Here is a 21,933-nt window from a genome sequence, read left to right on the forward strand (position 1 = left end):
GATCAAGCCGGGGTGCAGGGCGGGGGCAGCCGGGGCTGGCCGCAGGCGGCGAGCGACAGGGCCAGCGCGGCGGCCGGCATGACCATGAGGTGGCGCTTCGGCATCACGTGTGTCCTTCACCGTGTCGGTGCCACCCGAGCTTGGCAGCTCTCCGCCCGCCGCGCGTGCCGCTTCGCGCAGCGTTTGTCCGATTCGCGCATGGCGCAGGGCCCGGGCCCTGTCGGTTCCGGGACTGCTCGCGCGTCGCCGCCGCGTGCTGACGCGACCCGCCGCCGACAGTGCGGGCGGAGATGCCGAATGCAGCGCTCGATCGAAGGGCCGCGCCGGCCGGCCGCGCCGATCTCGTGAACGTGACGAGCGGCGTGGTTGTCGCGCCGATCGGGGCACGGTGCGCGCCTGTGCCCCGACTCAGCGTCAGGCGGTTGTCAGACCGCCCTCGGCGTGGATCGGCGCGCCGCGCAGTCCCGTCAGTTGCGCGAAGTCGCCTCGGATTGCCTTCAGCGCCGCCCGCTCCGTCTCGATCTCCCGGGCGGTGCGGACCCCCATGCGACGGATCACAGGCAAGGGCGGGCACCAGCCCTGCAGGGCGTGCTGAAGGAGAAACCCCGTCACCACGACGGGAACGGCGAGGAACCGCCGGTCGCCCATCAAGCCGAGCAGCGTCCCCGCCAGAGCGATCGTCGCGGCGTTGGCCTCCAGCACCCGCTCGGTGTCCCACTCCGCGTCGAGTTCCCGCAGCCGCCGGTCGATGAAGTCGGGATGCTGCGCGAGAAAGGCAACGCGATGGGCGGTGCCCTCGGCGATGCGGCGATTCACCGCCTCGGCGGTGTTGCGCCGGATCCGGTCGGAAGTATCGGGAAGAGAGGGCATGGCAGGGCGTCCTGCTGGCGCACCCCGCAAAACCCGTTGCCCGGCAGAGGGTTCCGCGCGGTCCGGAGATCGCCTCGGCGCTCCGAAGCGCGTGCCGCCGCCTCCCCATCCGCCACCTGCGGCGCGGAATCCAGGCGATCTCCAGGGCTTCTCAAGCCGGTCTCCAAGCCACCGCCGCTGGAGGCGGCCATCATCCCGCCACGCCCCGCCGCGGGGCCGGCGAAGCCCGCCGGCGCGGCGCGGCGCATCGGCAAGGCCACCCCCGGCTGGGATTCCCCGCCGGCCATCAGGAGACGATCCATGTCCGCCACCGCCGCGATGATGACCGCCCCGCCCGCCGGCAAGGCTCCGCCCGCGCCCAGCCACGGCGTGAACACCCCTGCGCTCTTCGCGACGATCAACGTCGTGAAGGGCCAGCCCGAGCTCGCGCGGTTCTGTTTCCGTGCGGACACGCGCTGGGTCTCCGGCACGCATATGGAGGGCACCCTCTCCGGCTTCTCCGGCGCCGGCGGTGAGCACCTGCACAAGATGCCGACCATCGCGCACAGCGACCATCCCGCCGTGCTTTGCGGCGAGGACGAGGGGCCGACACCGGTCGAGTGGCTCCTGCACGCCTTGGCCGGCTGCCTGACCGCGGGCATCGCCAACATCGCTGCCGCGCGCGGGGTGACGCTCACCAAGTGCGAGGCGCATCTCGAGGGCGAGATGGACCTCCAGGGCATCCTCGGCCTCTCCGGGACGGTGCGGAACGGCTTCGAGGCCATCCGCGTGACCTTCGAACTGGCCGGGAATGCCCCGCCCGCGAAGCTCCAGGAGATCGTGCAGCAGTCGGTCGCACGGTCTGCCGTGTTCGACATGCTGACCGCCGGCCTTCCGGTGATCGTCGGCGCGAAGGCCTGACCTCTGCGTCCGGCCCGCCGCAGGCGGCCGGACGCTCCCCTCTTAATCATCGGGACCAGCGCCATGCGCAGCATCGACGCCATCGTGGTCGGCGGCGGTCAGGCCGGCCTAGCCGCGAGCCATGAGCTTGCCCGCTTCGGCGTGGCGCACGTGGTTCTGGAGCGTGGCCGCCTCGCGGAGCGCTGGCGGAGCGAGCGCTGGGACAGCCTCAGGCTGCTGACCCCCAACTGGATGAACCGGCTGCCCGGGCACGCCTATCGCGGCCCCGATCCCGACGGATTCATGACCATGCCGGAGGTGGTCGGCTTCCTCGACTCCTACGCCCGGAGTTTCGCCGCGCCCGTCGAGGAGGCGACCGCCGTGCGCGCGCTGCGTCCCTTCGTGGGCGGCTACCTGCTGGAGACAAGCCGGGGCACCTGGCGCGCCCGCGCGGTGATCATCGCCACGGGCCATTGCGGGCTGCCTGCGGTGCCGCGCTTCGCCGCAGCGCTTTGCCCATCCGTGGTCCAGCTGACGCCGTCCGCCTACCGAAACCCGGGCGCGCTGCCCGATGGGGGCGTGCTGGTCGTCGGCGCGGCGGCCTCGGCGCTCCAGATCGCGGAAGAGCTGCGCCTCTCGGGCCGCCCTGTGGTGCTCGCCGCAGGCCGCCACACCCGCGCACCGCGCAGCTATCGCGGGCGAGACATCTGGTGGTGGATGGACCGCGCCGGGATGCTGGAAGACCGTGCCGAGGATCAGCCGGACCTGGCAAGGGCGCGTGCCCAACCCTCGCTGCAACTGGTCGGCGGGCCGCCGCCTCGCGACCTCGATCTGCCCACACTGCGCGCCTTGGGGGTGCGCGTGGTCGGACGGATGCGCGGCGCCGCCGGGCGGGTTGTGCAGTTCGCCGGCGACCTCGCCGAGAACGTGGCCGGCGCGCAGCGGCCGCTCGAGAGCATGCTGGCGCGGATCGACCCGTTGGCCGACGCCATCGGCGCACCTCGCGAGCGCTGGCCGTCGATGCCGCGGGGCTTCGGCGCTGGCGCGGCGGTCCTCGACCTCGGCGCGGAGCGCATCCGCAGCATCGTCTGGGCCACCGGGTATCGGCGCGACACGGTCTGGCTGCACGTCCCCGGTCTTGTCGACGAGACAGGGGAGCTGCGCCATCGCGGCGGCGTCACGCCCTCGCCTGGTCTCTATGTCATCGGGCTGCGCTTCCTGCGCCGGCGCTCGTCCAACTTCATCGGCGGCGTGGGCGCCGATGCCACCGCACTCGCAGCGGACGCAGCCGGCTACCTCGCCGCCCGGCGCCCCCTGCCGCGCAACGCTGCATGACACAGGGAGAGACCGCCATGCCGAGTTCCGGTCGCCATTACGACGCCGTGATCGTGGGCGCGCGCTGCGCCGGAGCTGCCACTGCGATGCTGCTCGCGCGGAAGGGACTGCGCGTTCTGTTGCTCGACCGCGGCACCTACGGCAGCGAGACGCTCTCCACTCACGCGCTGATGCGTGGCGCGGTCCTCCAGCTCGCACGCTGGGGGTTGGTGCCGCGGCTTCTGGCGGCGGGCACGCCACCGATCCGCAGCACCAGCTTCCACTATGGCGCCGACGAGCTGAGAATCGCCGTGAAGCCCGGCGACGGCGTGGACGCGCTGTTCGCGCCGCGCCGGTCGGTGCTCGACGCGATCCTCGTGGATGCCGCCGTCGAGGCTGGAGCCGAGCTGCGCCATGGCGAGACCGTCCTGGGCCTGGTGCAAGAAGGCGCGCGGGTGACAGGCGCCATCTCCCTGGATGCCCAAGGGCGGCGACGGGAGAGTTCCGCCGATCTCGTGATCGGCGCGGACGGCGTGGGCTCCACGGTGGCGCGTCTGGCCGGCGCGCCCATGCTGCGCGAGGCGCGCCACGCCACCGCGACGGCCTTCGGCTATTGGTCGGGAGTCGGCACGGAAGGCTACCACTGGCATTACGTGCCGGGCGCGGGCGTCGGGGCGATCCCGACCAATGCCGGGCTGCATTGCGTCTTCGTCTCCGTTCCGCCCGAGACATACCGCACGACGCTGCGCGGGGCGCCGATGGCCGGTTTCGAGGCGCTGCTGCGCGCCGTATCGCCCGCATTGGCGGAGCGCGTCGGGCATGGCAGCCGGGCTGGAGCCATCTCGGTGTTCGCCGGCCGCCGTGGCTTCTTCCGCCGGCCCGCGGGGCCGGGCTGGGCGTTGGTCGGCGACGCCGGCTACTTCAAGGATCCGCTGACGGCGCACGGAATCACCGATGCGTTGCGCGATGCCGAACTGCTTGCCGACGCCGTGACGGCGGGCACCGAGGCAGCATTCGCGGCTTACGGCGCGGCGCGCGATGCGCTCTCCATGCCCCTGTTCGAGGCGACCGACGCGATTGCGAGCTTCGAATGGGACCTTGCGACGCTGCAGGATCTGCACAAGGCCCTGAACCAGGCCATGAAGCAGGAGGTCGCGCATATGCTCGCCGGAGGCGGGGCGCCGGTTCAGGAGGCCGCCTGATGGATGGGCACCCCTGGGCCTTGACGCTCTTCGGCCGGCCTGCCGTCGGGCAGCGCGCAACCCGCCGGCGCACCACCAGCATGCGGGATGTCGAGCTCTTCGCCGAGATGACGGGCGATCGGAACCCGCTGCATTTCGACCCCGTGCTTGCCGGATGCACGCCATTCGGCGGCTTGATTGTTCAGGGCGGCGTCACCTCGGGCCTGCTCAACGCCGTTGTGGCGGAGGACCTGCCTGGACCAGGCAGCGTCTTCCTCGGCGTCGAGTGGCGCTTCATCAAGGCAGTGCGCGTCGGCGACGAGATCGAGGCGGTCGTCGAAGTGACGTCGGTGCGCGACGACAAGCCGATCTGCACGCTGCGGACCACGGTGCGGAACGGCGCCGGAGAGACGTGCCTGGCTGGCAGCGCCGTGACCTGGACGGCGCCGCTGCGCCGCGCGGCAAATCTCCACGCGAAATCCATGCAGTCCGACGCCGGTCTCCAAGCGGAGCCGCCGCGCAGCCCCTAGGGTCTGGAACCGGCCGTCGGGCCGGGTGACGTGAAGGAGAGAGAGTGATGATCGATACACCCGTCGCCATTCGCCATCGCACCGGGGCGGAGTGGATGAAACATATCGCCGGCCGCGCCCTGACGGATCGCGCCTTGGCACAGGCCCGCGCTGAGCGCGAAGCGATCTGGCGTGAGGTCAGGGAGTTCCTCCCCTGCGGCTGACGCCCTGGCCCGCATCGGGCGGGCCATCCTCCAGGCCCGCCTGCTTCAGCCCCTCGACGAAGCGCTCGATGAGCGCGGCGTCGCGGCAGAAGAAGAAGTCGCCGCGCGCCGTCGCAGCCGTATATTGCGGATACCGCTCGCGCAGCTCGTTCACCGCTCGCCGCGCTTCTGCCGACCGCCCCAGCAGCCCGAGCGCGGCGACATGCACCGCAAAGGGCCAATGCTTCGCGTTCGGCACGCGGGTTCCCTGTCGGGCGAAGGCCGCGGCAGCGTCGAGATCGCCCAGGAACAGATGCGCCATGGCGCGGAATGCGTGGAAGCTCGAGATGTGTGGGTCGCGTGGGCTGAGATCGGTCGCTCGCTCGATGCAGGCGATCGCCTCCTCCTCGCGGCCGCAGAAGATCAGCGTGAAGCCCAGCGCGTACCAGGCCTGGGCGAAGCTCGGATTCAGCTCGACCGATTGCTCGAGCAGTGCGACCGCCTCTTCATAGTCCTGCAGGAAGGCATGGGCGCGACCCAGCACGCAGAGGTTCATGCAGTCCTGGGCGTCCAGTGCGACGGCCGTCCGTGCCTCCCGCATCGCGGCTTCGATCAGGGCGGCTCGGTCTTGCGGTGGCCGCATCACCGCGCTCTGCAGATGCACATAGGCCAGGGCGCCATGTGCCCGCGCGAAGCCCGGGTCGATCTCCAGCGCGCGGCGAAACATCGCCTGCGCCTCCTCCATGCCGGGGACGGTGAACCCCCACAGGTGCCATAGCCCGCGCTGATAGCAGTCCCAGGCGTCGAAGTTGCGCGGCGGTCGTCGCACGGCAGCCTCGCGCTCCAGCCGGCCGAGTTCCGGCTCGATCGTGGCCGCGATCTGCTCCGCCATGCTGCGCTGTATCTCGAGCAGGTCGTCAAGCGCGAACTCATGCGTGTCCGACCAGAGCTGCCGGCCGGTTTCGGCGCAGATCAGGTCCGCGGTGATGCGCACCCGACCGGCGCGGCGCCAGACGCTGCCCTCGACGATGTAGCGCACCCCGAGCGCCGTGCCGATCTCGCGCGCATCCACCTCGCGGCCCTTGTAGGGCGCGCCGGAGTGCCGGCTGAGCACGTCGAGCCAGCGATGCCGGGCCAGCAGCCGGACGATGTCCTCGGTCAAGCCATAGGCGAAATACTCGGTGTCGGGTTCCGGGGTGAGATTGGAGAAGGGCAGCACGACGATGGAGGGCCGGGGCGAGCACGTGGCTTCCGGTGCAGGTGGCCGAACGGCCTCGCCTGCTCCTGGCGCGGATGCATCGCGCGGTCCGCGCGCGTCTGCGCCGTCGGGTATCTCCTGCACCTCCGCGACGAAGCGGAAGCCGCGCTTGTGGATGGTGCGGATGACGTCCTGCCGATCGCCGTCGTCGCCCACCGCCTTGCGAGCGGCGTTGATGCGGCTGCTGAGCGCCGCCTCAGAGACGATGCGACCCTCCCAGATGGTGTCGAACAACTCGTCCTTGCTGACGACGCGGTCGCGATGGCGGAGCAGGTGGACGAGCAGGGCGAAGACCTGCGGCTCGACGTGCACGACCTCGGTCCCGCGCCGCAACTCCTGCCGCCGCAGATCCACCTCGTGCGCGCCGAAACCGAGCCTCATGGCTGCCCTGCCAGTCCTGGTCGCGTTCTCCGCCATCGGAACACGGAGCCTTGCGGGCCGGGCTTGCCGGCGCCCGGACCGCCTGTGGCGGTTCGGTGCCGGACGGCTCAGCCCGCCCATCGGTCCGCTCTAGCGCAGGCAGGTCCGCCCGGCGCCATCACGCTGCGGCGAGGCGGCATTGCGGCCGGGCAGGCCGGAACGTGACTCGTCCGGTCCTGCGAAACGCGCAGCGACATGAGCGCCACGGAGCCCACGCGCAGCGCTGCGTGCCCCCCTCGGAAATCCAGGAGATCTCAAGGTCCCGCCAAGCCTGCCGCCAAGCGGATCCGGCGCGGGCGGCCCACAAGGGCGCTGGCCGCGACGACACGGCCTGACCCGGCAGGGAGAGGAGAACATGCCATGACCCGCCACAGAACCCATCGCTTGCCCTTCATCCGGACCATCGCCGCCTGGCGCGCTCGCGCCGAGGAGCGCTGCACGCTGCTTGCCCTGACCGATCGCGAGTTGCGCGACATCGGGATCAGCCACGGCGAGGCGGTCGCGGAAGCCAGGAAACCCTTCTGGATCGCCTGACACGCTGGCCGGGGCGCGCCCCGGCGAACGGAGACAGTTCCCATGAGCCAGAGTTCTGCGCGTTCACTCCTGGCAGCGCCGTCCGTCCCATGTGCGCCACGTGCCGCCATGGGCGTTGCCGCGGGGCTGATGGCTGCCTCGATCTGGGGTGGCGCCCTTGCCGTGACACGCCTCGGCGTGGCCGAGACCGAATCCGGGCTCGGTCCACACGACATCGCGCTGCTGCGCTTCATCGGGCCGGCGGCGCTGCTGCTGCCGCTCGGTTGGCGCGCTGCCCGCCGGCTCTCGCAAGGGCAGTGGCTGGGGCTGCTGGCATTGATCGCAGGTGGCGGCGCGCCATTCGTGCTGCTGGCGGGCGCCGGTCTTCGGGAAGCCTCCGTGGCGGATGCCGGAGTACTGCTGCCGGGCACCGTGCCGCTGTGGGTGGCTGCGGCGTCCGCTTTGCCGGGTCGTCGAGGCGCGGCCCGCCTTTCCCTGGCGCAGATGGGTGGACTTGCGTTGATCGCGCTTGCGGTCGCGCTGGTGGCCGGGCCCGCCTTCGTGGGCGGCATGAGCTGGCGCGCGCCGGCGCTGCTGATTGCAGCCTCCTGGCTCTCGGCGCTCTACACTCTGGCTCTGCGCGGGGCAGGGTTGATGCCGCTGGAGGCTGCCGCGCTGGTGAGCCTCGGCTCCGTGCTGTGCTTCGCGCCGGCCTATCTGTTGGTGCTGGAGCCTGGCCTCCATCTGGTCGGCTGGCAGGAGATCGGCCTGCAGGCGATGTGGCAGGGCGGGCTGTCGGGTACCTTGGCGCCCGTGGCCTTTGCGGCTGCCGTCGCAAGGCTGGGTGCGGCCCGGGCTTCGGCCTTCGGCGCGCTCAGTCCTGTCGCGGCGGCCCTGTTCGGCCTGCTGCTGCTCGGCGAGGTGCCGGAGACGGATGTTGCACTCGGCCTGGCGATGGCCACGCTCGGCGTCCTGCTCGCGGCCAGTGCGCCGTCGCGGGCCTGGACGACGGCGCCGTGCCATCAAGATGCAGGAGTCCTGGGCACGCGGAGCGTTCACGTTCGCGAACATCCGGCGCGCCTCGCGTTTCGCCGCGTGAACGGCGGATTGGCGGGCGCGCGACGAAAGACGACTGCAACTTCTTGATATCTCGAGAGAAGCCGGCCTTTTCGCGGCGGCTGTAGCCTTGGCATGGTAGTTGGAACGGCCTGGCCGATGATGGCCGTTCTCGACATCGCCCTGATCCTCCCGCTTGGCGTCGGTCTCCTGGCGGCCGGCTTGGCCGCGCGCCTCCGTGGCCATCGCGCCGCTGTGGCCGGATCTGTCGCTGCCGCGCTCGGTTTGCTGGTCTATCTCCTGGTGTCCATCGGAGCCGGGGGCAGCGTGCCGGCGACACCGTTCTGGGCGGTGCCGTCCCTTGGCATCGATGGCGGCTTGCGCCTCGACGGCTTGTCGCTGCTCTTCGTGCTGCTCATCACGGGCATCGGCGCGCTGGTGCTGCTTTACGCCGGGCGCTATCTGCAAGGCGATCCGCGGCTGACGCGCCTCGTCGTCCTGCTGCTTGTGTTCATGGTGTCCATGCTTGGCGCGGTGACGGCCGACGACGTCATCACGCTCTTCGTCTTCTGGGAACTGACGAGCATCGCCTCGTTCTTCCTCGTCGGCTACGACCACGAGAAGCCGGCCGCGCGCAAGGCGGCGCTGCAGGCGCTGCTGATCACGGGTGGCGGTGGGCTGGCACTGCTGGCGGGGCTTATCCTTGTCGCGGTGGCGGCGGGCACGACCAGCCTGTCCGGCATCATCGCCGCACGGGAAGCCGTGCTGGCGCACCCGGCAGCGGTGCCGGCGATGCTGCTCGTGCTGCTCGGCTGCTTCACGAAGTCGGCGCAGTTCCCGTTCCACTTCTGGCTGCCGAACGCGATGGCGGCCCCGACGCCGGTCTCGGCCTACCTGCACTCCGCCACGATGGTGAAGCTCGGCGTCTACCTGCTCGCGAGGCTCAATCCCGTCTACCAGACCGAAGCGCTGTGGCAGGACCTGCTGACCGGAGCGGGGCTGCTGACCGCCGCGACGGGCGCCTTGCTCGCGCTGCGCGAGACGGACCTCAAGCGCGTCCTGGCCCACACGACCGTCACCGCGCTCGGCACGCTCGTGCTGCTGATCGGCATAGCGCCCGACCTGGCGGCGACCGCGGCGGTGACCTTCCTGCTGGTCCATGCGCTCTACAAGGCCGCGCTGTTCCTCGTCGCCGGCATCCTGGACCACGAGACTGGCACGCGCGACGCATCCGCCCTTGGCGGCCTGCGCGGCGCGATGCCCTGGACCGCCGCGGCGGCGGTGCTCGCGGCGTTCTCGATGGCCGGGCTGCCACCCTTCGTCGGCTTCGTCGCGAAGGAGATCGTCTACGAGGCGAAGCTGGCGGCGGGCGGGGCCGCTGCCGTGGTCGCGGGCATCGGATTCCTGGTCAACGCCGCAATGGTGGCGGTGGCCGGGCTTCTCTCCTGGCGCATCTTCTTCGGGCCGCAACGCCCGACGCCGCGGGTCCCCCACGATCCGCCGAAGTCCATGCTGGCCGGCCCAGTGCTGCTGGCCGGCCTCGGACTGCTTGCCGGCGCCGCGCCGGGGCTGGTTGGCGCCTTGCTGCTGGACGGCGCGGCCGCGGCGATCCTCGGCCGTCCGGTCGACGTTCCGCTGAAGCTCTGGCACGGCTTCACGCCGGTGCTCGCGCTGAGCGCTGCCACCATCGGCCTCGGCCTGCTGATCCTGCTGGGCTGGGGGAGGCTGATGCCGCGCTTGCGCGGCGTCTCGGCGGTGGACCGTCTCGGTCCGTCGCGCGGCTACGAGCATGCGCTTGCCGGGTTGGTGGCATGGGCGGACGGCACCACGCGCACGGTGCAGCATGGCAGCCTGCGAGGCTACATGCGGACCCTCCTGCTGGTGGCGGCGGTTGCGCCGCTGGCGGTGCTGGTGGCGCGTGGCGGGCTGGATTTGCCTGCCGGCGTCGGACTGGACGCGCGCGCTTTCGCCTTCGGACTGATCGCGCTTGGCGCCGTCGCCACCGCGATGGCGCGCAGCACCTTCGCGGCGGTGATGGCGGTAGGTTTGGTCGGCTTCGGTACGGCGCTGGTGTTCCTGATGCACGGCGCACCCGACGTCGCGCTGACGCAGTTCACGGTGGAGGTGCTGCTGGTCGTCATCCTGGCGACCGTGCTGATCCGCCTGCCGGTCCAGCGGCGCGATGTCCGCGTGCCGCGGCAGCGAGTGGGCGACGCAGCGGTGGCGCTCGTCCTTGGCGGCTCCGTCGCAGCGCTGCTGCTGGCCGTACTGGCGGCGCCATTCGATCCGCGCCTTGGCGTCTGGTTCGGGGAGAACAGCGTGCCGGGTGGATACGGCCGCAACGTGGTGAACGTCATTCTCGTGGACTTCCGCGCGCTCGACACGCTGGGCGAGATCGCGGTGCTCGCCATCGCCGCCTTCGCGGTCATCGCGCTTTTGCGCGGGGCTGCGCGGCCCCTCCGGCCCGGGAGCTGAGACCTTGGACCCCTCCCTCATCCTGCGAGTCTCTGCCCCGCTGTTGCTCTGGGTGCCGATGGTGGTCTCGCTGTACCTGCTGATCCGCGGCCACAACGACCCAGGTGGCGGTTTCGTGGGCGGGCTGGTCGCCTCTGCCGGGCTGGTCTTCTACGCGATCTCCCGCGGGCAGGAGGCGGCGCTGCGTGCCATGCGGCTGCCGCCCGCGACCTGGTGCGGGATCGGACTGCTCGCCGCACTCGGCAGCGGGCTGCTCGCCTGGCTGGACCCTGCGGCGGGCTTCCTGACCCATCGGTGGTGGTTCCCCGATATCGGCTTCAAGCTGCCGCTCGGCACGGCGCTCGTCTTCGACATCGGCGTCTACCTGACGGTCGTCGGCACGGTCACGGCGATGGTCTTCGCCCTGGTGGGCGAGGAGGCGCGCTGATGGAGACGGCATTCGCCCTGACCATCGGCGTCCTCGTCGGCGCGGCGGCCTACCTGTTGCTGGCGCGCGACCTGCCGCGCGCGCTGCTCGGGTTCGTGCTGCTCGGCACCGCGGCGAACCTCTCAATCTTTGCTGCCGGGCGCACCGGCACGATGGTGCCGCCCCTCGTCGCCCCGGGCGCCGAGGCGCTGGCGACGGATGCGGCAAACCCGCTGCCGCAGGCGCTGGTGCTGACCGCGATCGTGATCGGGTTCGGCCTGGCCGCCTTCGCGCTGGTACTGGTGATGCGCGCGCATGCCGAGTTCGGCAGCGCCAGTGCCGAGGACATGGACGAGGCGGAGCGGCCCGACGACGTGGCAGCGCCCGCCGCGCCGGCCCTGAACCCGGCGGCCGAGCGGAAGGAGGCCGCGTGATGCGTCAGCTCCTGCTCGCCGCGCCCATCCTGATCCCCCTCGTCGCCTGTGCGGTGACCGCGATGCTGTGGTCGCGCCCCGAGGCCCAGCGTCGCGTCGGCCTCGGCGCCGCCATCCTGCTGTTCGTCGCGACGCTCGGCCTGATGGCCGAGGTGCTGTCCGGCGGCATGGTCGTGGGGCAGATGGGCAACTGGCCCGCGCCGTTCGGCATCACGCTCGTGGTGGATCACCTGTCGGCAGCGATGCTCGTCATCACCGGGCTGATGGGCCTGGCGGTGGCGGTCTATGCGATGGGCCCCGGCGCGCAGGAGCGCGACCGGGCCGGGTTCCAGCCGCTGTTCCACGCCCTTCTGCTGGGCGTGGCCGGCGCCTTCTCCACCGGCGACCTGTTCAACCTCTATGTCTGGTTCGAGGTGATGCTGATCGCCTCCTTCGGCCTGCTCGTGCTCGATCGCACGCGGGAGCAGCTGGATGGCGGGATCCGCTACGTGATGCTGAACCTGGTGGGCACCACGCTCTTCCTGCTCGCGATCGGCCTGCTCTACGGCCTGACGGGCACGCTGAACCTCGCCGACATGGCGCGGGTTGCGCCGGAGGTGGAGAACCAGGGCGCTCTGGCGGCGGCGGCGGTGCTGCTGCTGATCTCCTTCGGCGCCAAGGCCGCGGTCTTCCCGCTGTTCAACTGGCTTCCCGCCTCCTACCACACCGCCTCCATGCCGGTTGCGGCGATCTTCGCCGCGCTGCTGACCAAGGTCGGCGTCTACGCGATCATCCGGGTCTTCACGCTGGTCTTCGCGCATGACCACGCGCTGTTCGGGCCGCTGGTCGGCGTGATCGCCATGGCGACGATGGTGGTGGGCGTGCTGGGTGCAGCGGCGCACTACGACATCCGCCGGATCCTGAGCTTCCACATCATCAGCCAGATCGGCTACATGCTCGTCGGCGTCGCGCTGATGACCCCGCTCGCGATCGCGGGGAGCGTGCTCTACGTGATCCACCACATCGTGGTGAAGGCGAACCTCTTCCTGGTCGCCGGCGCCGTGCGGCAGGTGGGCGGATCCTTCGCGCTGGCCCGGCTTGGCGGCCTCTGGGTGACGGCGCCGCTGCTCGGGCTGATGTTCCTCGTTCCCGCCTTGTCGCTCGCGGGCATCCCGCCGCTCTCGGGCTTCTGGGGCAAGCTCGTCGTGATCCGTGCGGGGCTGGAGGCGGAGGCGTTCGTGCTGGCGGGCGTGGCGCTCGCCGTCGGCCTGTTGACCCTCTATTCCATGATCAAGATCTGGAACGAGGCCTTCTGGAAGGCTGCGCCGGACACCGCGCCGGCCCCCGAGTGGACCCGTGGCCAGCGCATCGCGACCTTCGCGCCGATCGTGCTGCTGTGCGGCGTCACGCTGACCATCGGCCTCTGGACCGAGCCGTTTGCCGCCTTCTCGCTCGCCGCCGCGGAGGCGCTGCTCGACCGCGAGGCCTATATCGCCGCGGTCCTGCGCCCGCATCCCACGCAGCTCGCGGAGGTGCTGCCATGAGGCGCGCGCTCGCCTGGATCCGCGTCGGCGTGACCTTCGTCGCGGAGCTTTCGAAATCCACCTGGGCGACGATCCGTGCCGTTCTCGGCGATCCCGGGCGGTTGCGGCCTGCCATCCTGACCGTTCCGCTCGATGTCCGCTCGCCGGGCGGGACCGTGCTCTTCGCCGACATGGTCACCCTGACGCCCGGCACCACCAGCCTCGAAGTCTCGGCCGACGGTCGGACGCTCTACGTCCACGCGCTCGATGCGCCGGATCGGCAGGCGGCAATCGCCGGGATGAAGTCCACGCTCGAGGCCCGCGCACGCGAGGTGTTGCCATGACCACCGGCCTGATCCCCTGGGCGGCTGCCATTGCCGCGATTATCGTGGCGCTCGGCTGCATCCCCGTCGCGGCGCGCCTTCTATCCGGCCCGTCCTCGGCAGACCGCGTGATCGCGACCGACATGCTCGGGCTGCTCGGCGTCTGCATCGCCGCACTGGTCGCGCTGATCGCCTGGCATCCCGCCTTCCTCGACATTGCCCTCGGCATCGCTCTCGTCGGCTTCCTCGGCGCGGTCGCGTTCGCGCGACTGCTGGAACGCGCAAGCGTCGCGCCGGCGCAGGAGCCGGCTGAATGAGGGCGGCGGTCGAAGTCCTGGCGGCGCTGCTGCTCGTCGGCGGCGCCAGCGTGGTGGCGCTGGCCGCGCTCGGCGTCGCGCGGCTGACGGATCCGTTCATGCGCATGCATGCGGCAGCCAAGGCCGGCGTCGCCGGGGCGGGGCTGTTGCTGCTCGGCACCGGGCTCGCCTTCGGCACGCCGGGGGCGCTGGCGACGTCGCTGGCGGCTGTCACCTTCCTGGTGTTGACGGCCCCGCTCGCCTCGCACGCCCTGGGCCGCGCCGCCTATGTCGCCGGCGCTCCGCTGGGTGCCGCGTCGCTGACCGACGCGTTGTCGGGCGTACTCCAGCGCAACGTCTTCGACATCGACCCGGCTCGCACCGCGCGATCCTGGACTGCCCGCGAGCCATTCCCGAAGGACACCGCTATGAGCGCCATCCCGGAGTTCCGGCGGCCGGCTGGTCCGGCCGCGAGCGCGCAGCCAGCGGCCGAGCCCGTGGCGCTCCGCCGTATCCTGTGCTGCCTGGTCGGCGGCCCGGCGCAGACGGAAGCCACCGCCGAGGCCATCACGCTCGCGCGCGGCGCGGGCGCGCAACTCGTCGGCCTTTCGGGCGCAGGCCAATCCGCGCGGGAGTGGCGTGGGCCGCTCGGCGTCGGCGGTGCCTTCTGGTCGGAGTGGCTGGCCAGCCGCAGCCGCGCGAAGATGCGCGAGAACGCCGCGGCTGCGCTGCAGGAGTTCCAGGAAGCGATCTCCGCGCAGCCGGGCCTCGATGCGCAGGCGCGGCACGAGGAAGCGGAGCCCCACCTGCTCGCTCGTCTGCTCGCAGGACACGACCTCGTGGTGCTGCCGGCCGGCGCCGGGCCGCACGGCCTACCCTGCGATCTGCGCGACGAGATTGCGTCGGGCCTTGCGCGCGCACGCGTGGCGCCGGTGCTGCGGGTTGCGCGCCGGTCGGTGCGTCCGGTGCGGGACGTGATCCTGCTCGTTGGTTCCTCCGAGGCCTGCGGCGCCCTGGCGACCGGCCTTCTGCGATCGGGCCTCTGGGCGCAGGCGGCCATCTCCATTCAGCCTTTCGCCGATGACCGCCGCGGCGTGCGGGCAATGGTCGATTCGCAGGCCGAACTGTTGCGCGCCCATGGCCGGCGCGTCGCGGTTCTCCCCTCCCTGGACCTCGACTTCGAGGCGCCGGACCTCCGGGCCCGCCTCGTCCGCTACGATGCGGCGGTGATGTCCTGCCTTTCGACACGGCATGACGGCTTCCTGGACAGCATCCGCATCTGCGTGCACGAGGTCACCGCCGACACGGTGCCGCTGACCCTCTTGCCCTGACGCGGAGCGGGCAGGCAGGGTCGGCCCATGACCGCCGTCCCGCCGCCCGAGGCACCCCGGCAGGGCGTTGCGCCCGAAGGGCCTCGGGCTCTTCGCCTGCCGCCCGCCCTTCGTCTGCCGGCCGCGGCGGGGGCAGTGGTGTTCGCAGTGGCGGTGGGCACCACCCAGGTCGCGATGCAGGTGGCCAACCGGGAGGCCGACCGGCAGCTCGAACGTCTGGGGCAGGTCTATCTCGACGGGCTGGCGGCCAGCGTCCGGCTTGGGATGGAAGCCCGGGATCCCGACTACATCGAGGGCCGTTTCCAGCGCGCCTTCAGCGAGCAGCGCGGTGTCGCTGAGCGTGCGCTTTTCGCCTTTGCCACCGATGGCGAACTCCTTGCCCGGTACGGCGATGCCGCGCTGCCGGACGCGGCGGCGCGCGCCGCACCCGATCACGGCATGCGGTTGGACGAGGCGGCTGGCATCGCCTGGCTGGCGCGTAGCGTGACGGGCGAGGGAAGGGTCGTCGGGCGACTGATCGCCGCGCTCGACATCGCGCCCATGCTGGCAGCCCGCGCGCGCCTATCCTGGACCATCGTCCTCGTCGATCTCGTGCTGGCGGCGCTTTTCGCGCTGGTGACGTGGCTGTTGCTGGGCCGCCTCGGTCGGCCGCTGCGCGCGCTGGTCGAGCGGCTGTCGGATGGCGCGCATCGTCCGCCCGCCAAGCTGCCCGACGCGATGCTGGCCGGCGCCGATCCGCGGACCGCGCAAGTGCTGGCCGCGTACAACCGCATGGTGGACGGCGTGCGTGAGCGCGAGCGGCTTGCCACGGAACTGGCGGAGCGCGACCAGGCCGCGGCATTGGGCAGGCTCGCGGCGACCATCGCGCATGAGGTCCGCAACCCGCTCGGCGGCCTTGCCACGGCGGTCTCCACCCTGCGCCGCTTCGGCGACCGGCCCGACGTCCGCGACGAGTCGCTTGCGTTCCTGGAGCGCGGAATCGGTGCGCTGGACCGCATCGTGAGCAGTACGCTGAACGTCTACCGCCCCGAGGATGACCGGCGGCTGACCCGATCCGACCTCGAGGATCTGCGACACCTGATCCGTCCCGCCGCCGAGCGCAGTGGCGTGGCGCTGGACTTCGAGCTCGACCTGCCCGACGGGGACTTGGCGCTGGGCTCCGGCGGCATCCGGCAGGTGTTGCTGAACCTATTGTTGAATGCCTGCGCCGCGACGCCGCCGGGTGGCCGCGTCGGCGTCCGCGTGCGCGTCGAGGGCGAGGAGATGATCTGCGAGGTGGCCGACGAGGGGCCTGGCCTGGACCCTGCTCGCCTTGGCCCGCAAGGCGCGGGCACACCGTCGCGCAGGCTGGGGCTCGACGTCGTGGTCGGGTTGCTGGGCAGTCTCGATGCCCGCGCCTCAGTCGCGGCGCGTCCGGGCGGGGGGACGCTGATCCGCCTCGCGATCCCTATGCGCACGGGTGCGCCGGAATGAGCGGGCAACCGGTCGTGCTGGTGGTGGAGGATGACCCGGTTCTCGGCCCTGCATTGATGCAGCGCCTGCGTCTGGAGGGCTACCGCCCGCGCCTCGCGGCCACCGGGGAAGCGGCGTTGCGCGAAGCGCGCTCGCTTCGTCCCGACGCCGTGGTCAGCGACATCAGGCTGCCCGACATATCGGGCGAGGAGGTCTATCGGCGCCTGGTCGGCGACCTTGGGGCGCTGCCGGCCTTCTTCATGACGGCCTTCGGGGATGTTGCGCAGGCCGTGCGCCTCGTCCGCGCAGGCGCACGCGACTACCTCACCAAGCCGGTCGACGTCGACCAGCTGGTGGAGGCGCTCGGCCAGGCGCTGGCTTCCGACATGGCGGCCGGGGCGGCTTCGCCCGACATCGGGGACGCGGTGCCCTCCCTCGGCGTCTCGCCGGCCATGCGCGGGGTCGAGGCAGTGCTGAGGAAGGCGGCGCGGGTCGATGTGCCGGTCGTGCTGACCGGTGAGACCGGAGCCGGGAAGGAGGTGGCGGCCCGCTTCCTCCACGCCGTCTCCCCGCGCGCCGAGCAGCCTTTCGTCGCGGTCAACTGCGCGGCCATACCGCGCGATCTCGCCGACAGCACGCTTTTCGGGCATGAGCGCGGTGCGTTCACCGGTGCCGCCGCCCGCCATGCGGGGCTCGCCGAACGCGCCGCGGGGGGCACACTGCTGCTGGACGAGGTGGCGGAGTTGCCGCCCGAACTGCAGACGAAGCTTCTGCGCCTCGTGCAGGAGCGGAGCTTCCTGCCACTCGGTGCCGCAGCCGAGCGGCCCTTCGCCGCCCGCCTGGTCTGCGCCACGCATGCCGATCTGATGGCGCGCGTACAGGAGGGACGGTTCCGCGAGGACCTCTACTATCGCCTCCACGTCGTGGCGGTGGAGGTGCCGCCGCTGCGTCGTCGGCCGGAGGACCTGCCGTGGCTCGCGGAGCGATTGCTCACGGAGGCGGTGTCGCGCTTCGCGCTGGGCCCGCGCCGGCTTGCCGGCCCGGCGCTTGCGGCGCTGTCCGAGCATGACTGGCCCGGGAACGTGCGGGAACTGCGGAACCGCATCGAGCGGGCCGTCGCGCTGGCCGATGGGGAAGAGATCGGCGCGCACGAGTTGTTTCCGGAGCTCGACCTCGAGAGCCGCGATGACCAGGCGAGGCTCGAAGCGTCGCTGGGCAGCGTGGTCGACGAGGCGATGCGGGGCGCCATCCAGGACGCGCTGCGCCGAGCGGGCGGCAACCGTGGGGAAGCGGCGAGACTGCTCGGCGTCTCGCGAACGACACTCTGGAAGCGGATGCGCGACCTGGGCCTGGCCGGCTGACGGGGTGGTCCGCCAAGCGGCATCTGACGCGCCTGAAGCTGACCCCGGCTTCTGTGCCGGCCAGGATGGATGGCGCCTGACGCAACGAGCGGGGCACTCTTTTCAGGCGTGGACGACGCGTCCCGTTGCCCCCGGGTCGATGCCTGCGCGCGCCCGCAACTCGTTGCCTAGCAGCGGGTCCGTGTAGTCGCGCACCACCAACGCCGCCCCCGCTGCACGAAGCTCGTCCGCGCCCAGCGTGGTCGCGATCCCGACGGTGAAGGCACCGCAGCCCGCCGCGGCGCGCATCCCGGAGCGGGAATCCTCGAAGGCGATCGCGGCGGCCGCGCTCCCGCCGAGCTGCTCCAAAGCCACGATGTAGGGCAGGGGATCGGGCTTCGGGCGCGGCAGTTCCTCGCCGATCACCAGCACGGGGAATCGCGAGGCCCAGCCGAGGCCCCGCAGCATCGCCTCGGCATTCGCGCGCGGCGCATTGGTCACGACGGCAAGACCGATGCCGGCGGCCTCCGCCGCGTCGAGCAGAAGCGCGAGCCCAGGGAGCGGCGTCGCACTGCCGCCGAGCAGCGAACGGAAGCGCGTTTCCTTCGCATCGGCGAGCGCCTGCCGGTCCGCCTCTCCGCCGTCCGGCAGCAGCAGCCGCGTGATCTGCGCATTCGGCAGCCCCATGATGCGCGTCCGGTAGAACGCCTCATCCAGTGCCGGGCCGTGCAGAACCTCGTTCCAGGCGCGCAGATGCAGGTGGTCGGTGTCGAGCATCGTGCCGTCAAGGTCGAACAGCAGGCAGGCACGTCCGGCGGCGGGGGCTGTCATGCTGCTCCCCTGCCACGCCGGTGCCGGAGGCGGGAGCCTGTGCGGCAGCGCGGCGTGCGAAAGGCTGCACGGCTGGCCGAGCAGCTTGCGATTGTGACATTTTTGTTGCAATGAGTCGGGACGATCCGGTCATGCTTGAGGTGCTGAGCGGCGCAGGCCGCCATCCGCGCCCGACGGATCAACGAGGAAGGGAGAAACGCCGTGGACCGCCGCCTGCTTACTCTTGCTGCGCTCGGCGCGACGCTGGCCTGGTCGGCCCCGTCCGCGGCGCAGGGCCAGCTCAACCTCTACTGCTCCGTGCAGATCGAATGGTGCCAGGCGATTGCGACGAACTTCCAGCGCGACACCGGCATCCGGGTCAACATGACACAGCGCGGCTCGGGCGAGACGCTGGCGGCGATCCGCGCCGAGGCGCAGAACCCGCGTGGCGACGTTTGGTTCGGCGGCACCGGTGACCCGCACCTGGCCGCGGCGGAGGAGAACCTCACCCAGGCCTATGAGAGCCCGAACAACGGCCAGCTCCAGACCTGGGCGCTGACGCAGTGGCGGCAGTCGAACCAGCGCGCGATCGGCGTCTATGCTGGCGCGGTCGGCTTTGGCTTCAACACCGAGCTTCTCGCGCGCAAGAACATCGCGCCGCCCACCTGCTGGGCCGACCTGCTCGATCCGCGCTTCCGCGGCGAGATCCAGGTGGCGAACCCGAATTCCTCCGGCACCGCCTACGTCATCATCGCGACGCTGGTGCAGTTGATGGGCGAGGACCAGGCCTTCGCCTACATGCGGCGGCTGCATCCGAACGTGAACAGCTATGCACGCTCCGGCACCGGGCCGATCAAGGCCGTGGCGCGCGGCGAGACCGGCGTCAGCCTCTCCTTCGTGCATGACGCGGTGACGGAGCGGAACGCCGGCTTCCCGGTGGCGTACAACACGCCCTGCGAGGGCACGGGCTACGAGATCGGCTCCATGTCCATCCTGCGCGGCGCACGGAACCTGACGCAGGCGCGGCGCTTCTACGACTGGGCGCTGACCGAGCCGGCGCAGCGGCTGGGCTTCGAGGCGGGCGGGCAGCTGCAGACGCCGTCCAACCGCAACGCGCCGCTGCCGCAGGGCGCGCCGGACCTCTCGCAGATCCGCCTGATCGAGTACGACTTCGCGAAATACGGCCGCGCCGCAGAGCGGCGCCGCCTGATCGAGCGCTGGGACCGCGAGGTCGGCGCCCTGCCGCGCTGACGTGATGCCCGGGCCGGCGCGCTGCGCCGGCCTCCCCCTCCTATGCCAGGGACCAATGCCATGTTCCGCCGCACGCTCGTCGCCGCCGGCCTTGCGCTGGGTGTCGCCGCCACCCTGCCAGCACCAGCCGCTGCGCAGGGCAGCCTCAACATGCTCTGCGCGCCGGGCGCCGACTGGTGCGAGGCCATCGCCGCCGCCTTCCAGCGCGACACCGGCATCCGCGTCGCCATGACACGCAAATCGTCCGGCGAGATCCTGGCCCAGCTGACCGCGGAGGCGCAGAATCCGCGCACCGACATCTGGTTCGGCGGCAGCGCCGAGACGCATATCACGGCGGCCGAGCGCAATCTGCTGCAGCCCTACACCTCCCCCAACATGGCCGGACTGCACGACTGGGCGATCCGCGCGCACCGGCTTTCGGGCGAGCGCTGCGTCGGCGTCTCCTCCGGCGCGATCGGCATCACCTGGAACCGCGAGCTGATGCAGCGGCGCAACCTGCCGCTGCCGCGCAGCTGGGACGACCTGCTGAACCCGGACTACCGCAACGAGGTGCAGCTGCCGAACCCGAACAGCTCCGGCACGGCCTACACGATCATCGCTGGGCTGATCCAGCTGTGGGACGAGGACCGCGCCTTCGCCTATCTCCGGCGGCTGCATGCCAACGTGAACGCCTATACGCGCTCCGGCGCGGCGCCGATGCAGGCGGTGGCGCGCGGGGAGACGGCGCTCGCCGTCAGCTTCAACATGGAAGTCGCGACCATGCAGCAGGCCGGCTTCCCGATCGAGATCCACTACCCGGCCGAGGGCACCAGCTACGAGGTGGCTTGCATGTCCATCGTGCGCGGCGCGCGCAACCTGCCGCAGGCGCGGCGCTTCTACGATTGGTACCTGACGCCGGCGGCGATGGACATCGGCCCGCGGGTGAACCAGTGGCACGTTCCGGCGCATCGGCAGGCAACCCCCGATCCGCGCATCCCCGACCTTAGCCGCATCAACCTGATCGAGTACGACTTCGCGAAGTTCGGAGAGAGCGAGACACGCCGTCGCATCCTGGCGCGCTGGGACCGCGAGATCGGGTCGCTGCCGCGATGAGACGCCTTCTTGTCCTTAGCGCACTCCTTGCGCCCCTGCCTGCCGCGGCACAAGGACAGCTGAACCTGCTCTGCTCAGCCACCATCGAATGGTGCCAGCCCATCGCCCGCGGCTTCGAACGGGAGACGGGCATCCGCGTGAACCTCACCCAGCGCTCGACCGGGGAGATGCTGGCGGCCATCCGGGCGGAGGCGCGCAATCCGCGTGGCGACGTCTGGTGGGGCGGCACCGGCGACCCGCATGTCGCCGCCGGCGAGGAAGGCCTGACGCAGCCCTACGAAAGCCCGCGCATCGCGGAGCTGCACGACTGGGCGCAGGCGCAGTGGCGCCAGACACGTGGCCATACGGTCGGCGTCTATGCCTCGGTTCTCGGCTTCGGCTTCAACACGGAGCTTCTGGCCCGGCGCAACCTGCCGGAGCCGCGCTGCTGGGCCGACCTGCTGAACCCGGTCTATCGCGGCGAGATCCAGATGGCGAACCCGAACAGCTCGGGCACCGCCTACATCGTCATCGCGACGCTGGTGCAGATGATGGGCGAGGACCCGGCCTTCGCCTATCTCCAGCGCCTGCACGGCAGCATCAACGCCTATCCGCGCAGCGGCACCGCGCCGATCACGGCGGTCGCGCGCGGCGAGACGGCGCTGTCGATCTCCTTCGTCCACAACGCGGCCGAGGAGCGCGCGGCGGGCTTCCCCGTCGGCCATGCGGTCCCATGCGAGGGCACGGGCTACGAGATCGGCTCCATGTCCATCATCCGCGGCGCCAGGAATCTCGCCAACGCCCAGCGCTTCTATCACTGGGCGCTGAGCGCGGAGGCGCAGCTCGCGGCCAGCCAGGAAGCGCGCAAGCTGCAGACCATGGCGAACCGCAACGTGCCGCTGACCGACGGCGCGCCGAACATGGCGACCGCCCGTATCATCGACTATGACAATGCCCGCTTCGGCGCGAGCGCAGAGCGGCGCCGCCTGCTGGCGCGCTGGGACCGCGAGGTGGGCGCGCTGCCCCGATGAAGGCGCGC

General features: G+C 71.4%; 22 protein-coding genes. 19 read left to right on the top strand and 3 right to left on the bottom strand.

Features of this window, described 5'->3' with window-relative positions:
• Positions 1-414: 414 nt before the first annotated feature.
• Positions 415-870, bottom strand: a complete 456-nt coding sequence (locus tag L2I40_RS00705) for a hypothetical protein (RefSeq protein ID WP_237212932.1) — start codon at positions 868-870, stop codon at positions 415-417.
• A 300-nt stretch (positions 871-1,170) separates the two neighbouring features.
• Between L2I40_RS00705 and L2I40_RS00710 the strand changes: the two genes are divergently transcribed.
• The 5 genes from L2I40_RS00710 (at position 1,171) to L2I40_RS00730 (ending at position 4,977) form a co-directional block, all read left to right on the top strand.
• On the top strand, positions 1,171-1,770 hold the full coding sequence (locus L2I40_RS00710) for an OsmC family protein (RefSeq protein WP_237212933.1): 600 nt from the start codon (positions 1,171-1,173) through the stop codon (positions 1,768-1,770).
• Between the two features lie 63 nt (positions 1,771-1,833).
• Positions 1,834-3,084, top strand: coding sequence for an NAD(P)-binding domain-containing protein (locus L2I40_RS00715; protein WP_237212934.1), 1,251 nt, complete (start codon positions 1,834-1,836; stop codon positions 3,082-3,084).
• A 17-nt stretch (positions 3,085-3,101) separates the two neighbouring features.
• Entirely contained in the window at positions 3,102-4,265 is a 1,164-nt protein-coding gene (locus tag L2I40_RS00720; protein ID WP_237212935.1) for an NAD(P)/FAD-dependent oxidoreductase, read from the top strand.
• Positions 4,265-4,774 (top strand): MaoC family dehydratase, encoded by a 510-nt coding sequence (locus L2I40_RS00725; protein ID WP_237212936.1) that lies wholly within the window; start codon positions 4,265-4,267, stop codon positions 4,772-4,774. The genes L2I40_RS00720 and L2I40_RS00725 overlap by 1 nt, the downstream gene beginning before the upstream one ends.
• 47 nt (positions 4,775-4,821) lie before the next feature.
• Entirely contained in the window at positions 4,822-4,977 is a 156-nt protein-coding gene (locus L2I40_RS00730; RefSeq protein WP_237212937.1) for a hypothetical protein, read from the top strand.
• Here the strand turns inward: L2I40_RS00730 and L2I40_RS00735 are convergent.
• Positions 4,952-6,595, bottom strand: a complete 1,644-nt coding sequence (locus L2I40_RS00735; protein ID WP_237212938.1) for a winged helix-turn-helix domain-containing tetratricopeptide repeat protein — start codon at positions 6,593-6,595, stop codon at positions 4,952-4,954. The two genes, L2I40_RS00730 and L2I40_RS00735, sit on opposite strands and share 26 nt — an antisense overlap.
• 399 nt (positions 6,596-6,994) lie before the next feature.
• On the opposite strand from L2I40_RS00735, the gene L2I40_RS00740 reads away from it, so the two are divergent.
• The 11 genes from L2I40_RS00740 (at position 6,995) to L2I40_RS00790 (ending at position 17,783) form a co-directional block, all read left to right on the top strand.
• Positions 6,995-7,168: a DUF1127 domain-containing protein gene (locus L2I40_RS00740; RefSeq protein WP_237212939.1), complete on the top strand. Its 174-nt coding sequence runs from the start codon at positions 6,995-6,997 to the stop codon at positions 7,166-7,168.
• Between the two features lie 108 nt (positions 7,169-7,276).
• Positions 7,277-8,293: an EamA family transporter gene (locus L2I40_RS00745; RefSeq protein ID WP_372490973.1), complete on the top strand. Its 1,017-nt coding sequence runs from the start codon at positions 7,277-7,279 to the stop codon at positions 8,291-8,293.
• A 69-nt stretch (positions 8,294-8,362) separates the two neighbouring features.
• On the top strand, positions 8,363-10,678 hold the full coding sequence (gene mbhE, locus L2I40_RS00750; RefSeq protein WP_237212941.1) for a hydrogen gas-evolving membrane-bound hydrogenase subunit E: 2,316 nt from the start codon (positions 8,363-8,365) through the stop codon (positions 10,676-10,678).
• A gap of 4 nt (positions 10,679-10,682) precedes the next feature.
• Positions 10,683-11,105, top strand: coding sequence for an MnhB domain-containing protein (locus tag L2I40_RS00755; RefSeq protein WP_237212942.1), 423 nt, complete (start codon positions 10,683-10,685; stop codon positions 11,103-11,105).
• Positions 11,105-11,518 carry an NADH-quinone oxidoreductase subunit K gene (locus L2I40_RS00760; protein WP_237212943.1) on the top strand — a complete coding sequence of 138 codons (414 nt, stop codon included), beginning with the start codon at positions 11,105-11,107 and terminating at the stop codon, positions 11,516-11,518. The genes L2I40_RS00755 and L2I40_RS00760 overlap by 1 nt, the downstream gene beginning before the upstream one ends.
• Positions 11,518-13,041 (top strand): Na+/H+ antiporter subunit D, encoded by a 1,524-nt coding sequence (locus tag L2I40_RS00765; protein ID WP_237212944.1) that lies wholly within the window; start codon positions 11,518-11,520, stop codon positions 13,039-13,041. Before L2I40_RS00760 ends, L2I40_RS00765 begins: the two co-directional genes overlap by 1 nt.
• Positions 13,038-13,364, top strand: a complete 327-nt coding sequence (locus tag L2I40_RS00770) for a Na+/H+ antiporter subunit E (protein ID WP_237212945.1) — start codon at positions 13,038-13,040, stop codon at positions 13,362-13,364. The genes L2I40_RS00765 and L2I40_RS00770 overlap by 4 nt, the downstream gene beginning before the upstream one ends.
• Positions 13,361-13,660, top strand: coding sequence for a monovalent cation/H+ antiporter complex subunit F (locus L2I40_RS00775; RefSeq protein WP_237212946.1), 300 nt, complete (start codon positions 13,361-13,363; stop codon positions 13,658-13,660). Before L2I40_RS00770 ends, L2I40_RS00775 begins: the two co-directional genes overlap by 4 nt.
• Entirely contained in the window at positions 13,657-14,970 is a 1,314-nt protein-coding gene (locus L2I40_RS00780; RefSeq protein ID WP_237212947.1) for a cation:proton antiporter, read from the top strand. Before L2I40_RS00775 ends, L2I40_RS00780 begins: the two co-directional genes overlap by 4 nt.
• A 27-nt stretch (positions 14,971-14,997) precedes the next feature.
• A complete protein-coding gene (locus tag L2I40_RS00785; protein ID WP_237212948.1) occupies positions 14,998-16,443 on the top strand; it encodes a sensor histidine kinase in 1,446 nt (481 codons plus the stop codon).
• On the top strand, positions 16,440-17,783 hold the full coding sequence (locus L2I40_RS00790) for a sigma-54-dependent transcriptional regulator (protein ID WP_237212949.1): 1,344 nt from the start codon (positions 16,440-16,442) through the stop codon (positions 17,781-17,783). The genes L2I40_RS00785 and L2I40_RS00790 overlap by 4 nt, the downstream gene beginning before the upstream one ends.
• Before the next feature lie 102 nt (positions 17,784-17,885).
• Here L2I40_RS00790 and L2I40_RS00795 read toward each other — a convergent pair whose 3' ends face one another.
• On the bottom strand, positions 17,886-18,593 hold the full coding sequence (locus tag L2I40_RS00795; RefSeq protein WP_237212950.1) for an HAD family hydrolase: 708 nt from the start codon (positions 18,591-18,593) through the stop codon (positions 17,886-17,888).
• A gap of 201 nt (positions 18,594-18,794) precedes the next feature.
• Between L2I40_RS00795 and L2I40_RS00800 the strand changes: the two genes are divergently transcribed.
• From L2I40_RS00800 to L2I40_RS00810, 3 genes are read left to right on the top strand one after another with little or no spacing between them, the layout of a single operon-like run.
• Complete coding sequence (locus L2I40_RS00800; RefSeq protein ID WP_237212951.1) at positions 18,795-19,823, top strand: ABC transporter substrate-binding protein; 1,029 nt, start codon at positions 18,795-18,797, stop codon at positions 19,821-19,823.
• A 60-nt stretch (positions 19,824-19,883) separates the two neighbouring features.
• Positions 19,884-20,915 carry an ABC transporter substrate-binding protein gene (locus tag L2I40_RS00805; RefSeq protein ID WP_237212952.1) on the top strand — a complete coding sequence of 344 codons (1,032 nt, stop codon included), beginning with the start codon at positions 19,884-19,886 and terminating at the stop codon, positions 20,913-20,915.
• Positions 20,912-21,925: an ABC transporter substrate-binding protein gene (locus L2I40_RS00810; RefSeq protein WP_237212953.1), complete on the top strand. Its 1,014-nt coding sequence runs from the start codon at positions 20,912-20,914 to the stop codon at positions 21,923-21,925. The genes L2I40_RS00805 and L2I40_RS00810 overlap by 4 nt, the downstream gene beginning before the upstream one ends.
• Positions 21,926-21,933: the final 8 nt, after the last annotated feature.

Source organism: Falsiroseomonas oryziterrae (genome assembly GCF_021864505.1).
GTDB classification, from domain to species: Bacteria; Pseudomonadota; Alphaproteobacteria; order Acetobacterales; family Acetobacteraceae; genus Falsiroseomonas; species Falsiroseomonas oryziterrae.